Origin of the sequence: Hahella sp. KA22, from assembly GCF_004135205.1 — a bacterium.
GTDB lineage: Bacteria > Pseudomonadota > Gammaproteobacteria > Pseudomonadales > Oleiphilaceae > Hahella.
Genome location: NZ_CP035490.1, coordinates 2,640,812 through 2,655,706, shown reverse-complemented (window position 1 = coordinate 2,655,706; position 14,895 = coordinate 2,640,812). Strand labels below are relative to the sequence as shown.

12 protein-coding genes are annotated in these 14,895 nt (G+C 51.9%); 7 read left to right on the top strand and 5 right to left on the bottom strand.

The features are described from left to right. Positions 1–38: 38 nt before the first annotated feature. The gene (locus tag EUZ85_RS11915) at positions 39–971 is read right to left on the bottom strand and encodes a glycosyltransferase family 2 protein (protein WP_127969506.1); all 933 of its coding nucleotides are present in this window, start codon (positions 969–971) and stop codon (positions 39–41) included. A gap of 699 nt (positions 972–1,670) precedes the next feature. Between EUZ85_RS11915 and EUZ85_RS11910 the strand changes: the two genes are divergently transcribed. The 6 genes from EUZ85_RS11910 (at position 1,671) to EUZ85_RS11885 (ending at position 9,349) form a co-directional block, all read left to right on the top strand. Continuing rightward, positions 1,671–3,686, top strand: coding sequence for a hypothetical protein (locus EUZ85_RS11910; protein WP_127969505.1), 2,016 nt, complete (start codon positions 1,671–1,673; stop codon positions 3,684–3,686). Positions 3,687–4,092: 406 nt separating this feature from the next. Further along, entirely contained in the window at positions 4,093–5,649 is a 1,557-nt protein-coding gene (locus EUZ85_RS11905) for an MBOAT family protein (RefSeq protein WP_164887223.1), read from the top strand. A 36-nt stretch (positions 5,650–5,685) separates the two neighbouring features. Beyond that, on the top strand, positions 5,686–6,708 hold the full coding sequence (locus EUZ85_RS11900; protein ID WP_127969503.1) for a hypothetical protein: 1,023 nt from the start codon (positions 5,686–5,688) through the stop codon (positions 6,706–6,708). 345 nt (positions 6,709–7,053) lie between these two features. Beyond that, complete coding sequence (locus EUZ85_RS11895) at positions 7,054–7,323, top strand: LysR family transcriptional regulator (protein WP_127969502.1); 270 nt, start codon at positions 7,054–7,056, stop codon at positions 7,321–7,323. 73 nt (positions 7,324–7,396) lie between these two features. Further along, positions 7,397–8,779, top strand: coding sequence for a cytochrome B6 (locus EUZ85_RS11890; protein WP_127969501.1), 1,383 nt, complete (start codon positions 7,397–7,399; stop codon positions 8,777–8,779). 177 nt (positions 8,780–8,956) lie between these two features. Further along, complete coding sequence (locus EUZ85_RS11885; RefSeq protein ID WP_127969500.1) at positions 8,957–9,349, top strand: hypothetical protein; 393 nt, start codon at positions 8,957–8,959, stop codon at positions 9,347–9,349. Positions 9,350–9,658: 309 nt separating this feature from the next. On the opposite strand, the gene EUZ85_RS11880 is transcribed toward EUZ85_RS11885, so the two are convergent. Then, positions 9,659–10,225 carry an outer membrane beta-barrel protein gene (locus EUZ85_RS11880; RefSeq protein WP_164887222.1) on the bottom strand — a complete coding sequence of 189 codons (567 nt, stop codon included), beginning with the start codon at positions 10,223–10,225 and terminating at the stop codon, positions 9,659–9,661. Positions 10,226–10,567: 342 nt separating this feature from the next. Between EUZ85_RS11880 and EUZ85_RS11875 the strand changes: the two genes are divergently transcribed. Continuing rightward, positions 10,568–11,932 carry a DEAD/DEAH box helicase gene (locus tag EUZ85_RS11875; RefSeq protein ID WP_127969498.1) on the top strand — a complete coding sequence of 455 codons (1,365 nt, stop codon included), beginning with the start codon at positions 10,568–10,570 and terminating at the stop codon, positions 11,930–11,932. Between the two features lie 58 nt (positions 11,933–11,990). On the opposite strand, the gene dbpA is transcribed toward EUZ85_RS11875, so the two are convergent. The 3 genes from dbpA to EUZ85_RS11860 form a co-directional block, all read right to left on the bottom strand. Next, a complete protein-coding gene (dbpA, locus tag EUZ85_RS11870; RefSeq protein ID WP_127969497.1) occupies positions 11,991–13,379 on the bottom strand; it encodes an ATP-dependent RNA helicase DbpA in 1,389 nt (462 codons plus the stop codon). Between the two features lie 182 nt (positions 13,380–13,561). Then, the gene (locus tag EUZ85_RS11865; RefSeq protein WP_011398470.1) at positions 13,562–13,771 is read right to left on the bottom strand and encodes a cold-shock protein; all 210 of its coding nucleotides are present in this window, start codon (positions 13,769–13,771) and stop codon (positions 13,562–13,564) included. A 651-nt stretch (positions 13,772–14,422) separates the two neighbouring features. Continuing rightward, on the bottom strand, positions 14,423–14,893 hold the full coding sequence (locus EUZ85_RS11860) for a hypothetical protein (RefSeq protein ID WP_127969496.1): 471 nt from the start codon (positions 14,891–14,893) through the stop codon (positions 14,423–14,425). Positions 14,894–14,895: the final 2 nt, after the last annotated feature.

Genomic DNA, 14,895 nt, shown 5'->3' with positions numbered 1-14,895 from the left:
ACGGCTTTTTATTTGGGGCTGACTCGTGCTGAATACGCTTAACTTTTGCCTGTGATCGCCAGCAGCTTCTGACGTCCCATCACCAGAGCCATGGCCGCCAGGGCCTTTGGGTGTGAAGCTAGAAGGTGCAGATCTCCACATGCCCACATCTTGCCGCCCATTTCCGCCGACTTCACATAGTTGCCGCGACGGCGGTACGCCATGAGAAAGTCAGCGAACATCCATAGCTTCATCTTGGCCACTTCCTTTTTGGGCAGCTGGAATTCGCGCTCCACATGACGAATAAACTCCAGCTTGTGCTGCAGATTTTTCTCCATGTCGTCAGTGAGGTTGTCGCCTTCGTGGTTTTTGATCACCAGAATTTCCGGGACGGTATAACAACCACCCGCACGCGCCAGCGCCAGCCAGACAAAACGGTCTTCAGCGAAACGATAAGTCTCGGGAAATCCACCGACCTGCAGCACTGGGTCTTTCTCACAGATCACGCTGGAAGTGCCATTAATGGTGTTCTCCAGAATCAGCCCCTCAAAGCTGGACCCCGTCTTCACGATTTTTCTATGCCACTTCACCACACCGTTACATGACGATGACGTAAAGGTATCCAGCATCACGCAGTCTTTGCCTTCCCGCACCAATTCATTCCACTTGGCGATCTGCATCTCCAGCTTGGCCGGCAGCCAATCGTCGTCGGAGTCCAGAAACGCCAGAATACGGCCGGTCGCCATCGCCATCGCGGTATTTCTCGCTGCGCCGGGACCGCCGTTTTCCTGACGTTTGAACTTGATGCGCGGATCATTGAATTCTTTTACGACCGCTTCCGGGTCGTCTTTCGAACCGTCGTCCACCACCACAATTTCACCGGGCAGGACGGTTTGCTTATAAATGCAGTTAAGAGCTTCTCTCAGCTTATCAGCTCTGTTGTAGATGGGAATAATAACGCTGATATCAGCGGCGGATATTTCCTTACTCATGCAGCTCTCTCGTTTCCGTAATTCATGCTTTACCGGAATGCAGTTTTGTCGAATGGGGCACACTTTAAGTGCATTAACGATAATTTTCTAATGTTTCATTTCGCGTAAAAAAGTGACGACATGGAATCTATTAACAAGTGAAACATTAGAAAATCCAGCATTGGCGCGGCGGGCTTGGGGTTCTTAAGCAAAATGCGCATAGATTCTCTTACATAAATTTAAGTTTCAACAAGCCTTATACCCTAGGCTTACTGGCCAGGACTATGCCAAGAGGGAAATTTAATTATTTTTATCAATGGCTTATAGTAATTTCCGAAGCAATAAAAACGCCATACATGATACCGCGCCGGAGATTTTTTCGTTGTACTCGTCGCACCTGTCGGTTGACGCCCGCCACATGGCTGGCGTGATAGGTCGCGCATTAAGCTCCTTGTTAATGTTGTCACGTGGAAAATCAGGTTTTGGCGTCCTATATTGACTGAAGGTTCTGTTTTTGCAGGTAAGTCGGGAACCAGCCGGTTCCTGTTTGATCGTTCCGCCAATGAAAGCCGGGCTCAACCCCGGCTTTCTACATTCACCAGGGAGCCGGCCGTCTTTTCGACCGCCAGCTTCGGCATAAAGGGATATTTGATCATGAGACATCGAGTAAACAGCTCCTTCCGTCAAACGATAAATTCACATCGTTTTCGCGGTATAAGTATGTTGTTGAAACTGTTTTACATCGCAGCCATTTGCACTAGCTGCGCATCGCCACCACTCCAGGATGAATCGACGGACAAGGAAACCGTCCCTCCTGTCGTCATCGACGACCTTGAGCCGCCCTCCGCCGGGCTGGATGCGACTATTACCGCAACGCCTTTGTTGGAATCCGTCAGTCTGGTTCTGGACGGCAGCACCGATCTACAACAAATGAATAACAAGGTGTACTACCGCAAAAAAGGAAACGGGAACTGGCATGACGCCTACTCTCTCGTTGCGGACCCTACTGATGACGCACTTGCCGGCGGTATTATCGGCCTGGAGGAAAACACTGAGTATGAGGTGAAGGTATCTTTGCTGGAAAACGGCTCAGTTATTCAATCCTTCCAGGCGGAGTTTAAAACCTGGCCTACGGACCCGCCCATCAATCCGGACAAGGTGTATTCCATTGCCGACATCTACGATGGCGGCATGCTGGATCTGGAAGCGCTTAATATCTCCGGGACAGCGGATGGATGGGCCAAGATTGTCGGCGATGGAAAAACCGTCATTGATGGCGGCTACGACAATTACACCGCGATTAAAATCGGCGACGCCAGCTACGTGATGTTTGAAAACTTGAAAGTCAAAGGCGGTAGACTGCATGCAATCCACAGCCTGAAAGCGCATCACCTGCGCTTCCGCAATCTCGACGTCGCCGGCTGGGGTCGCACTTCCGGGGCGGTCAACGACGGCATCTCTTATGAGAAGCCCAGCGACGATGATCCCATCAATTACGATTCCGCGTTCTGGTTGGAATCAACAGGCGTCGTCGTTGTTGAGCGCAGCTATGTGCACGACCCAAGAACCGGCGCCAACACCTGGGAATTCGGACATCCCTCCGGCCCCAATGCATATCTCGTTTCCACCAAACATTCCGAACCGGCCTATCGCGGACAAGTCGTACTGCGTTACAACGACTTCGTCGGCGGCGACAAGCATCGCTTCAATGATGTAGTGGAAAGCCGTTCCAACGGTTCCCGGGACGGCGGCTTTATTCGCGACAGCGATATTTACGGCAACTATTTCGCTTTCAGCAACGACGATCTGGTTGAGCTGGATGGCGGGCAGCACAATGTGCGCTTTTACGGCAATCGTTTGGAAGCGGGTTATAACGGCGTCAGTATCGCTCCCAATATGCGCGGCCCCAGTTTTATCGCCGGCAATCTGATCCACGACTTGGGCGACGAACGCGGCATGGCCTGGACCGCCTTCAAAGCGGGCGGGCTGACGGTCAAACCGGAAGGCACAACCTACCTGTTCCACAATACTGTTTACGCCAAGGCCAATAGCCTGCACGGCACCGGTTACTCCGGGGATCGCGCCTTCAACGCCGTCACTCGCAACAATTTGCTGGTGAGCAGCGCCGGGTGGTCAGAACGTCAATACAGCATTCGCGATATTGCACAGGAACCTGGTTCCGACTTCGATTTTGACCTGCTTTACAGCACGCAGGCGGCGACGGGCGTAGTACAGGCCTACGGCGGCGCAGAGGCGAACGGCGTAACCAATGAAACGCCGCATTTCCGTGATGCGCCCGCCGGCAAGTTCAATTTACTGGAAGAAAGCGCAGCCATCGATAAAGGAACATATATCGCCAACTACTCCAACGGGGTCGTCGGAGCCGGCCCCGATATTGGCGCCTTCGAGTACGGCGTGGCGAAAGTGATCCCGGTGCGCCCAATCAAAATCACGTCGGACGCATATCGCGTAGATCTGGACGCCCAGTCTCCCGGAGCCAAAACCATCCAGCTTAGCAACAGCGGCTCGGACACTGACTTCAAGATATTGATCAATCAGCACGCCGACTGGATAAAAGTAACGCCCGCCAATGGGACGATATCCGGGGATGGAACTAAAGAGCTGGAAATCAGCATTGATTCGCAAAAGATGGGTGGCTCGGATTCCAGAGCTGGCGCCATCATTATCAAGTTTGATGACGGCTATTCAATTCCTGTATCTGTATATGCGGATTAACATGACAAGTTAACAACTTTTAATATATAAATTTTGCGAACCAAAACAGGGCGTTAAATATATAAAATGCGCCCTGATTGCACGCTTAATTATGAAAGTCTTCTCACTCTTTGATAAGTGAGAGGACTTTTGTCTCTAATGGTCTTTTTATTGCAGCAATCTACTCGTAAACTAACGCCCGTGACGCATTCCTCACGCCGCCGCACAAGAGGAAAAGCGGACACTTTGTTATTAATTTCATAAGGCGCGGAGCAACAGGCGGCGCTCTGCTCAATCAGAACAATACCAGGATTTAATCCAACTTCCGCAACCTTCAAACCTTGTTTTGACGGCGGCTTCTTATGGATTGAATTTGCTATTGTTTCTGCCTGCGCCCAATTAAATAATGCAGGGACGTTATTTAAGTATGCTATTTAATTCAAACGAATTTTTATTTGTATTCCTGCCCCTGTCGTTGTTGCTGTTTTATCTGGCGCGTAGAGCGCTGGGGAAACGCCCGGCGTTTATTGTCCTGTTCATTCTCTCCCTCGGCTTCTATGGCTGGTGGGAATGGCGCTATCTGCCTTTACTGATCGGCTCGCTGGCGGTCAATTTGTGGATCGCCGAACGCATACGCACCCGCAAACACCGCAGCGACCTGGTCGTCGGGCTGTGCTTTAACCTGGGTTTGCTGGCCGTTTTCAAGTACCTCGGATTCATCGAAGGTAATATCGAAGCCCTGTTCGGCATTGAGCTGGACTGGCCAAAACTGGCGCTGCCCATTGGTATTTCCTTCTACACATTCCAGCAGATCGCCTTTCTGGTTGACGTCGCGCGCAGCGACAGCGATGAAGCCACCGACCCCGCGCGCTATGGCCTGTTTGTGAGCTTCTTCCCACAGTTGATCGCCGGCCCCATTGTTCATCACAAGGAGATGATGAACCAGTTCGAAGCGCCGCCGTCCAATGACAAGTTAATGCGGCTCGCCGCCGTCGGTCTGGCGATCTTCGCTATTGGTCTGGCGAAGAAAACCATGATCGCCGACCCCCTGGGCGCATTCGCGACGCCATTCTTCGCCCGAGCTACCGAAGGGGGAGATATTCACTTCTTCATCGCATGGGCCGCCGCCCTCGCCTACACATTCCAGATCTACTTCGATTTCTGCGGCTACTCAGAAATGGCGATAGGCCTGGCGATGTTGTTTGGGGTAAAACTGCCCGCCAACTTCAATTCGCCTTACAAGTCACGCTCTATTATCGATTTCTGGCGCCGCTGGCACATGACCTTATCGCGTTTTCTGCGGGACTATCTCTATTTCCCACTGGGCGGAGGACGCGTATCGCGCTGGCGTCGTTACATCAACCTGATGATTGTCATGCTGGTGGGCGGACTCTGGCATGGAGCCTCCTGGACTTTTGTCATCTGGGGCGGCCTGCATGGCTCCTATCTGATGATCAACCACGGCTGGCGGGCCATTGCTGACAAACCAATGCTGAAGCCTCTGAAAGGCCTGATCAGCAACTTGTCTCTGCCAATCACGTTCTTTTCCGTGGTTATCGCCTGGGTGGTGTTTCGCGCAGAAAGCTTTGACGCCGCCATGGCGTTCTATAACGCCATGTTCGGTTTCCACGGCCTCTCCGCGCCGGAGGAATTCCGCCCGCTGATTGAAGCATTGGGACTGCAGAACTCCGTTTTCCTGTTCGCAGAAAACTACCGCACGGACTTCTACATGGGACTGATCTGGACGTTTGGCGCCGCCGTCATTGCATTCTTTGCGCCCAGTACTTTAGAACTGCTGCGCTCGGAGCGCCCCACAGCGGATTTCGACGAGATCGAAAGATCCCTGCCGGCGCCGCGCCGCTATCTGCCATCGCTGGTCAGCATGCGGGCGTGGAGTTCCGTCGCGGTAGGCGTGCTGCTGTATATTTCCCTGCGCGCCATCAATGCTGCAGCGGAAACCGAATTCCTTTACTTCCAGTTTTAAAGCATCAGGACTCGTAACACGGAAACGACGTAAATCATGACCAAGATGAGTAACGAGACACCACGCTCGCACGTACAAACTGATTCGCAACAGGAGCGCGGCAACCCGCTTAAGTTTATCATCGGCGCGCTGGCGACCGCGGCTGCCCTGATGGCGATAAACACAGCGATTACAGCCAGCACTATCGGCCGTCCGACCGCATCGTCGCAGACACTGTGCGATCAAGTGAACGCCCGCATAGACCTGGCTGAGCGCATGCAAGGACCCAATCTGTTGCTTATCGGAGGCTCCGGCGTACGCGCCGGGTTTTCCGCGCAAATGCTTAGCGACGAACTCAATCTCAATGCGCTTAACTTCGGCTTGCAAGCCTCCATGGGACCAGACCTGACGCTGAGCGAAGCCAAACGCGCGCTGAAGCCCGGAGACACGGCATTACTGGCGTTTGAGTACCCCCAGTATAAGCATGACAGCTGGAATCCTATCGAACTTAACTACGGCTTGGGGTGCGCAGCGACCTGGTTCAAACAGAAGCCGCTGCCGGAGATTGTCGAGGGACTGATGGCCACGGACCTCACCCGAGTTATTGATGTTTGGCGCTTTGCCTCTAAAGAGAACCAGCCACTTAATGCCTTCGATTCCAACGAGCATGGCGACAGACTGCCGGAAAGCTTTCCCGCTGTTTCAGACAAAGTGAAGCGCCGGTTGTCCCTGTATCAGCCGGTGAACATTGGTATTGATACGGAATCCCGCGGCGCGCAGGCTATCAAAGCGTTCGTTGAATACGCCAAGGCTAACAACATCAAGGTTTACGCCACTTGGCCAAACACTATTGATTTCCCCGAGTACCGCAAGACGTCCGGCTTTCAGCAGATCAAAGAGTTTTACGCCAACTTGGGCGTGCAGATGATTGGCGAACCGCAGCTGGGTCTGTATCCCACCACCGCCTTCTATGACACCCAGTATCATCTGGATTACGCGTCAATTAAAAAGCGTACTCAGGATTTCATCACCGCACTTAAACAAGAGCACATTAATTTCTCCGCCGCACAGGGCGGTTAAGCTCCCCTATTCTTCTATCCGCTTCTCTCTGGCTGTATGGCTTGCTTAATGCGGCTGGAGAGAAGCTTGACCTCTTACCGTCACGCCACCTTACCCACTCACTAAGCCACCAAAAAAATGCATAGCGACATGGCCACCTGAGCTGCGTCACTCCACGTGATATTAGACCAGCGAAGATTAGTTCCATTTAAAAAACCTATTCTCAGGCTATGCGCAATCAATTGGAGCCTCTTTTTTAACGATTTTATTCTTGTGCCTGATAAGCCGCCGTTTGTTTTTATTCTGCCGCGGTCACGCCAGCGACGCGGAAGTCGCCCTATCCCATAACAAAAAAAGGAGCTCCTGATGACGCTGAAGGAACTGGCCTACATCGTAGCGGTCGCAGAGGAATTACACTTTCATCGCGCAGCAGAGCGCTGCCATGTCACACAATCCACTCTCAGTATTCAGTTGAAAAAGTGCGAAGATTACCTCGGCGTCCAGATATTCCGACGTAACCGGCATTTAGTGGAAATCACACCAGAAGGCAAAGAGATTGTGCGTCTTGCGCAGAAGGCGTTAGCAGCAGCGGAACAGATACGCAGCCTGTCCAGAGACCTGCGCGCAATACGGTAATTTAGACAATCAATCACGCGATTTGAGGGCAATGTGTAGACTGACTTTCACTGGTTTGGATAGGGGATAAGTCATGAAAAAACACAATGGATTCGCCTTTGCCGCGAGCCTTTTAACCTTAGCGTTGACCTCACCGTTAAAGGCCGCGGTAGGAAACTCATATGCGCCAGTCGTGGACTCAGAGTCCTTCGACAGCGTCAAACAGCGCATGGAAGACGCCAAGGATGAAGTCGTCAAACGTCATAAAACATTGCTGGAAGAACGTTACGATCTGGCGGACAAACCTTCATCAGAGATAACCATGTCCAGAGGCAAGCCAGTGCAAACAGGCGTGCGGGTGAAGCTGGCCAATGGCGTGACCTGGGAGCAGCTCACCACGATGACGCCGGCGCAGATCAAACAGAAAGGCGTGTTTCCAAAAGGATTCCTACCGCTGCCGCATCCGAATCACAGTGAAGGTGGCATGCTGTTTCCGCAGTTTCATATTGATGAAATTAAAAAGCAGGAGGGTCGAGATCTGACGCGTTTCGATCTGGACTTCGTCATGCCTGCTCATTTTCTACCGGAGTTTCCTGCGCCCATTTACCTCACCACCCGCCCGGACCTTGGCGATGTCTCTCATGGCGAAGAGGTAACCCTGCAGAACTACTATGAAATGTTTTCCGGCGTTCTCAATCCCAAACAGCTGGAAGGGTTGCGCTTATTAGTCACGCCTTTTCCGCAACAACAGTTCAACGCCACAACGGATCGACGTTCCGCTCAACCCAGCATGGGCGTCGCCTGTTTTGACTGCCATACCAACGGGCATACCAACGACGCCACTCACTTAGTGGGCGATATACGTCCGCAGGAGCGTCGCCATCGCATCAACACACCCAGCCTTCGCGGCGTCAATGTACAACGCCTGTTTGGATCGCAACGCGCGCTGAAGACGGTCGAGGATTTTACCGAGTTCGAACAACGCGCCGCCTATTTTGATGGCGATCCGGTCATCGCCACCAAGAAGGGCGTCAATATTCTGGAACGAGGCAGCCAGGTTCATTTCATGGGCGAGTTTCAGGCGTTACTGGATTTTCCTCCTGCGCCCAAACTGGACCTGTTCGGCAAGCTCAATCCTGACAAGGCCACGGAGTCCGAACTTCGAGGGCAGGAAATCTTCTTCGGCAAAGGCCAGTGCGCGGCATGCCATGTACCGCCCTACTACACCGACAATTTGATGCACAATCTTAAAGTGGAGCGCTTTTACAACGAAGAGGTGATCAATGGCATGCTTGCTGGCGCAGATGGCCCCATCAAGACTTTTCCGCTTCGAGGTATAAAAGATTCGCCAACCTACCTGCATGACGGCCGCCTTCTGACATTGGAAGACACAGTAGAATTTTTCAACCTCGTGCTCGGCGTTAAATTGAACAAGCAGGAAAAACAGGATTTGACGGCATTTTTATACACCCTGTAAGAACCTTGCAGTTTTCGCTTAACCGATCAATGGTTTATAGGGCGAACGCCTCCGCTACTTAAGAGTGTTTACGGTGGGTAATCTCAGTGCGGAGGCGGTTATAACTGGACTCTGGCCTGCGATGAGGGGTACAGTACCCCCTCCCTCTCATTAACCCACCGTGGACACCACACCTATATGGCAAGAGAATTCCAAGACACCCACTTCCGCGTAAAAAAACTGAATGGTTATAAAGTACGAGAATTTAAGGCTTTATTGGAAGCCGACAGCACCGACGATACGCCGGTTCTACTCAACCTGAAAACAGACCACAAGCTTTGGTTCCGCTTTTTCCTGGATGAAGGCAAAGGTTTTTGGGAAGAGTGGGAAGATTTTGACGATAAGCCAGGCGAAGGCGAAAGAGAAGTGGACTATGCGTCTCTTTTCAACATCAAATCCAAGACTATCAAAGATATCTGTTGTGAAAACGCCAGAATCAAAATCAGATTCGAAGGCGGCGGCGAGTTCTGTCTGAAATCGAAAGACGAGAGCAACCACGACGCCGAAAGCCAGGCGACATTCCGTCGCTAAGCGGTTAAACAGCACTTCTGTTCGATCCCTTTCTTTTTAGCGCTTTCCGCCCACCGGGCGCGCGCCCTACGAAATTCCGGGATAAATCAGTCGCCCACCGTCACACAATACCGGTTTGTATCCGGTATGACTTACATTAAAAATAAATCGCGGCCGTTAAAGGCATGAGCGTATTTGCACGCTCTACACACTGCTCTAAACGGCCGCCAGACTCTCCCTTTGGCAGGACGCAGTCGGCTCCCCGCAGACGCAAGTCAGCAGACTCGCTCATTGGGGCATGAGTTAAAGCGACTACGGAAAAGAAAAGTGCTAGAAGGAGTACGTAATGCCGGTAAGAAAGACGTTAGAATGCGAGCCTTTAGGCAAGCCGATATATTGGTATTCCAAAATCGTAACCCCGAAACCGCCTTCTTTTCTCTTCCAGTTGAGACCTAAACCACCATATGGGCGCACGCCAGTGTATGTCTTGTCTTCATCCTGCTTATCGCGATCCTTATAGTCGATACTCACGCCATAATCAGTGTAAGCGCCGCCCACTTTGGCAAATGCATTAAATCTCTCTGAAAGCGCCGTCTCGCCTTTGATGCTCAGAGCAAAGCCATCATATTCGGTAGATTCGGTATACTCACCAAGGCTGCCAATATAAGAAGTAAAGCCGGAAGTGATATTTTGCTGGGCGAACCAAGTAGCTTCCACCGCCAGGGACGGATGGAAATAATAGCTATAGTTCAGCTGTACGTGAAAACCGACATCAGAGTTGTCACCACGGGTATCGCCAAAGCCCAGAGAAGCGCCTAACTGGTGCTCGTAAGCGTTCGCACAAGCTGAACTTAAAGACATAACCACGGCGAAAACCACGCTTGTGGATCTAGACATAAACATCCTCAACATAAAAATACAATCAATACAAAGACCTGGCGGTCTACGCTCCATTAAGCGCAGCATTTTAACCTAACGCCACAGGCGCCACCGTTACTGTATTTTACCTACGCTCCCCTGCGTGAATTACGTACGCCCCGGCGAAATGAGAACGAAGCACGCCCAGCTATTCCTGGGTTAGAGGCCAGAAAACAACGTTAAAATAACTTATCGAGACCTTTGTCAATCGGGGCATGTCCTCTGCTCAAATGATGGTCCTAAGAGAACGCTTACTGTAAGCTGCACATCCGCCAGCGAGGCTGGCCCCAACACTGTATCAGCAAGAAGAAGTTATCCTATATGAGCTTTGCCTCCCTCGGCTTGTCCGCCCCCATTCTCGACGCTATTTCTGAACAAGGCTACACATCGCCCTCCCCCATCCAGCTGAAGGCGATACCTGTCGTACTAGAAGGCAAAGACGTCATGGCGGCCGCGCAGACGGGAACCGGCAAAACCGCCGCCTTCACGCTGCCCATTTTGGAACGCTTGTCTAAAGGCGAGCGGGCTCGCTCCAACCAGGCTCGCGCCTTGATCCTCACGCCGACGCGGGAGCTTGCAGCTCAAGTCGGCGACTGTGTGTCCCTTTACAGCAGCAAACTGCCTCTGCGCTCCACCGTGGTTTTTGGCGGGGTAAAAATTAATCCGCAGATGATGCGCTTGCGTCGCGGTGTAGACGTGCTGGTGGCGACGCCTGGACGCCTGCTCGACCTGTACAATCAAAACGCCGTGCGCTTTCAGGATCTGGAAGTGCTGGTGCTGGATGAGGCCGACCGCATGCTGGACATGGGCTTTATCCACGATATTCGCAAGATTCTGGATATTTTGCCGAAACGTCGGCAAAACCTGATGTTCTCCGCCACCTTCTCTAACGATATTCGCAAGTTAGCGAAGGATCTGGTTAACAATCCGGTGGAGATTTCCGTGAGTCCGCCCAACACCACAGCCAAAACAGTCAAGCAGTGGATTCACCCGGTTGATAAAAAGCAAAAATCCGCGCTATTGGCGCAGCTCATCCGCGACAATAACTGGGACCAGGCTCTGGTGTTCAGCCGCACCAAACATGGCGCAAATCGCCTGACGCGGCAACTCAGCGCCAAAGGCATCAATGCCGCCGCCATCCACGGCGACAAAAGCCAGAACGCCAGAACCAAGGCGCTGGCGGATTTCAAAGCAGGCAGCGTACAGATTCTGGTGGCGACGGACATCGCTGCGCGCGGCATCGACATCGATCAGCTGCCGCAGGTCGTGAACTTTGATCTACCCCAAGTGGCGGAAGATTATGTACACCGCATCGGACGCACCGGCCGCGCCGGCGCGGAAGGGCAAGCAGTATCGCTGGTCAGTGCGGACGAGTTTAAATTACTCGCCGATATCGAAAGGCTGATTCAAAAGCGTCTGCCCCGTGAGGAAATCGAAGGATTTGAGCCTGAACAGCGACTGCCTGAATCGCGTCTGCCGACTCAACCCGTGAAGGCGCGCAAGCCGAAGAAACCTAAAGCAGCCAAGAATGGGGATCAGCGCGGTCAAGATAGAAAGGGCGAGAAAAAAGGCCCTCGACAAGACGGCGCAGCGAGAAACAGTGCGAACGCACCTCGCAGACAACGCAGAAGAGGCGCTGGTGGCGCTGGAAAACCTGCGCAACGCAAAGAGGCCAAGGGCAACTAATCGCTTCCTAGATCTCAGACTTCGGGGCTGACTTGTAATAGTAAGCCCCGTCTCATCATCAGTTCCTGATCTTTCTGACCCGAAACGACCGCCCTTTCATTTTTCCTTTGCCCAGTTTATCCATAGCAAGTTTGACAGCGCTTCGCGCGACGGCGACATATGCGCAATTGTCAAAGATGTGAATTTTGCCAACCAGTTTGCCGTCGACCCCGCTTTCCCCTGTCAACGCGCCGAGAATATCCCCTGGACGCACTTTCTGTTTCTTACCGCCATCGATCTGCAGAGTTTCCATCGGCGGCTTATATGCCGGGTTCTTCAGTAGACTGGTTGCAGGCGCCGGTTCAGCGCTGACAATAATCTCTTGATACTCTTCCAGGCAGGCGATTTTGTGCATCTCTGACTCACTGTAGAGAGTGCACGCAACGCCACTCGCGCCAGCGCGACCAGTGCGCCCGATACGATGCACATGAACCTCCGGATCGCGGGCGATATGGAAGTTAATGACGGCATCCAGAGCGTCAATGTCCAGGCCGCGGGCGGCGACATCAGTAGCGACCAGAATAGAGGCGCTTTTGTTAGCAAAGCACACCAGCGTTTGATCACGATCTCTCTGCTCCAGATCGCCATGCAAGGCGACAGCGCTGAAGCCATGGCTCACCAGCGTATCCGCCACTTCCTGCGTCTCGCGCTTGGTGTTGCAGAATACGACAGTGGATTCCGGCTTGTATTGCAACAGTAGCAATCGCAATACTTCCAAACGATGCGCATCGCCTTCCACCTTGTAGAAATACTGCTGAATACTGGTGTCGTCATGTGAAGACTCCACCTTGACCATCACGGGGCTGAGCATGACTCGCTCCGCGATGGACTGAATCTGGTTCGGATAGGTAGCGCTGAACAGCAGCGTTTGCCGCTGCGCCGGCATCTTCTCAACGATAGCGTCCAGCGCCGCCTGAAATCCCATTTCCAGCATACGGTCCGCTTCATCCAGCACCAGTGTGTGCAATTCGTCTAGAACCAATGTTCCTTTACGCAAATGCTCTTCAACGCGCCCTGGCGTCCCCACAATGATGTGCGCCCCATGTTCCAATGAACCAATTTGTGGTCCAAACGGCATGCCGCCGCATAGCGTTAATACTTTGATGTTATGAATTGCTCTCGCCAAACGACGGATTTCTTTGGCGACCTGATCCGCCAATTCCCGCGTGGGACATAGAACCAGCGCCTGGACGCAAAAGCGTTTTACATCCAGTTTGTTCAGTAGTCCCAAGCCAAAGGCTGCCGTCTTGCCAGACCCGGTTTTACCCTGAGCGATGACATCCTTTCCCGCCAGTATCGAAGGCAGGCTTTGCGCTTGAATAGGCGTCATAGAGTGATACCCAAGCGTGGACAGGTTCTGCAACAGTCCTGGATGTAATGAAAGAGAGGAGAAAGCGGTGGCGCTCAAGGTGAAATTCCTTTGGATGGTATAACTGCGGTGCGTCGCTGGCGTCGGTTATTCGCCGCGCGATGTGATGTATCAAACAACAAAAAAGGGCAAGGCTACAAGCCCTGCCCTTTGTGTCTCATCTGTCGATCAGACGGCGATCCCTTTGCAGTATTTGCTCAGGTTCGCCAAAAATACGCCGCTTACAGCGGAACGATGTTCTCTGCCTGAGGTCCTTTCTGTCCCTGAGTAATTGTGAACTCGACTTTCTGGCCTTCGGTCAGAGTTTTGAAACCAGAACCAGTGATGGCGCTGAAGTGAGCAAAAACGTCAGGACCGGATTCTTGCTCGATAAAACCAAAACCTTTGGATTCATTGAACCACTTTACAGTGCCGGTAACAGTATTGGACATAGTCATATCCTAAATAATCTTGGGTAAATCAATGCCTTGCATAAGGCCGCTTTGCTGGAAGTTTTTCTATTACTTATGAAAACAGGACGAGGACTATAGACAGGACTTCGAAATGGTATTGCATAAATATCAGATTTACTTACAGACTGCTCAAAGTATATGCAGGGCGATTTCGGTGTCAAGATGGAACAGACATATCCTTTCGTCTTCGTGGCCAAGTTTTCTAATTTTTGATCTATTTATAGCAAACGAGACGGAATTCTCCCCACTTTTACCCCGGCGCGTCGCCCTTGCCAGGCAAATAATCGCAGCGACCAGCTCATGATCAAACTAAATACAATCTGGATTGTCTGACATTCATGCACAGAGGCTTCAGAGGCAAGAAAGTATTTAGTCGTCAAGAAACAATTCTACTCTTCAAATAATTGATCGCAGTTCAAATAAGTAAGGATTTCCATTTCTTGACCGACTGGACAGATATAAATAGAAACAACGTCAACGTTTGTTGTTATTAATCCGGCAGACAAATAGCTTCCTTCTATTTGTCTGCAACGACAGGGCCTGCACAGGTCAGGCCCTGTCTCCCGCGGCTTGTCGCCGCGCAGGCGCGTCCATGCGCCTGGTGATTAACATGCCAATATCATTGCCATGTTAATAAGAATAAATTTCGCCAAGCATTCCTGCAGCCTGAGCGGGCTGAATTGCGTCGGTGGGGATATAAATAAACGGACCGTAGTTTTCCATGCGAACAAACATACCCGTTTCGGTTTTAAGCACCGACTCAGGCCACTTTTTCTCATCGCCTACGCCAAAACCGATCCCGTCTTTATAGAAACGGATTTTGATTTCAGCGACGCGTTTCCCGCTCTTCATTCGATGGTTTATCCATCGTTTTTTCCGAGCGGGAATCGCAATGAAAGCGCCCGCGCCATAAATCAGCGCAACCACGCCAAAAGATAAAGGGTAAACGCCGCCAACAACGCAAGACACAGCGCCTGCCGCAAGCAGGAAGCCCGCCCATAGAGGGGCGTACTTCCTCCAACGGTCAATATGTTTGAGCCACTGACTATATTCTTCTTCGTAATAGCGTTTTGACTTGCTGAAATGCGCTTCGGCGATCATTT

Bases quoted from the DNA above. Each gene is read 5' to 3' on its own strand.
- EUZ85_RS11890 (WP_127969501.1), top strand. From the start codon at position 7,397: ATGAAAAAACACAATGGATTCGCCTTTGCCGCGAGCCTTTTAACCTTA.
- EUZ85_RS11915 (WP_127969506.1), bottom strand. From the start codon at position 971: ATGAGTAAGGAAATATCCGCCGCTGATATCAGCGTTATTATTCCCATC.
- EUZ85_RS11910 (WP_127969505.1), top strand. From the start codon at position 1,671: ATGTTGTTGAAACTGTTTTACATCGCAGCCATTTGCACTAGCTGCGCA.
- EUZ85_RS11860 (WP_127969496.1), bottom strand. From the start codon at position 14,893: ATGATCGCCGAAGCGCATTTCAGCAAGTCAAAACGCTATTACGAAGAA.
- EUZ85_RS11865 (WP_011398470.1), bottom strand. From the start codon at position 13,771: ATGTCCAATACTGTTACCGGCACTGTAAAGTGGTTCAATGAATCCAAA.
- EUZ85_RS11895 (WP_127969502.1), top strand. From the start codon at position 7,054: ATGACGCTGAAGGAACTGGCCTACATCGTAGCGGTCGCAGAGGAATTA.
- EUZ85_RS11875 (WP_127969498.1), top strand. From the start codon at position 10,568: ATGAGCTTTGCCTCCCTCGGCTTGTCCGCCCCCATTCTCGACGCTATT.
- EUZ85_RS11905 (WP_164887223.1), top strand. From the start codon at position 4,093: ATGCTATTTAATTCAAACGAATTTTTATTTGTATTCCTGCCCCTGTCG.
- EUZ85_RS11885 (WP_127969500.1), top strand. From the start codon at position 8,957: ATGGCAAGAGAATTCCAAGACACCCACTTCCGCGTAAAAAAACTGAAT.
- EUZ85_RS11900 (WP_127969503.1), top strand. From the start codon at position 5,686: ATGACCAAGATGAGTAACGAGACACCACGCTCGCACGTACAAACTGAT.
- EUZ85_RS11880 (WP_164887222.1), bottom strand. From the start codon at position 10,225: ATGTCTAGATCCACAAGCGTGGTTTTCGCCGTGGTTATGTCTTTAAGT.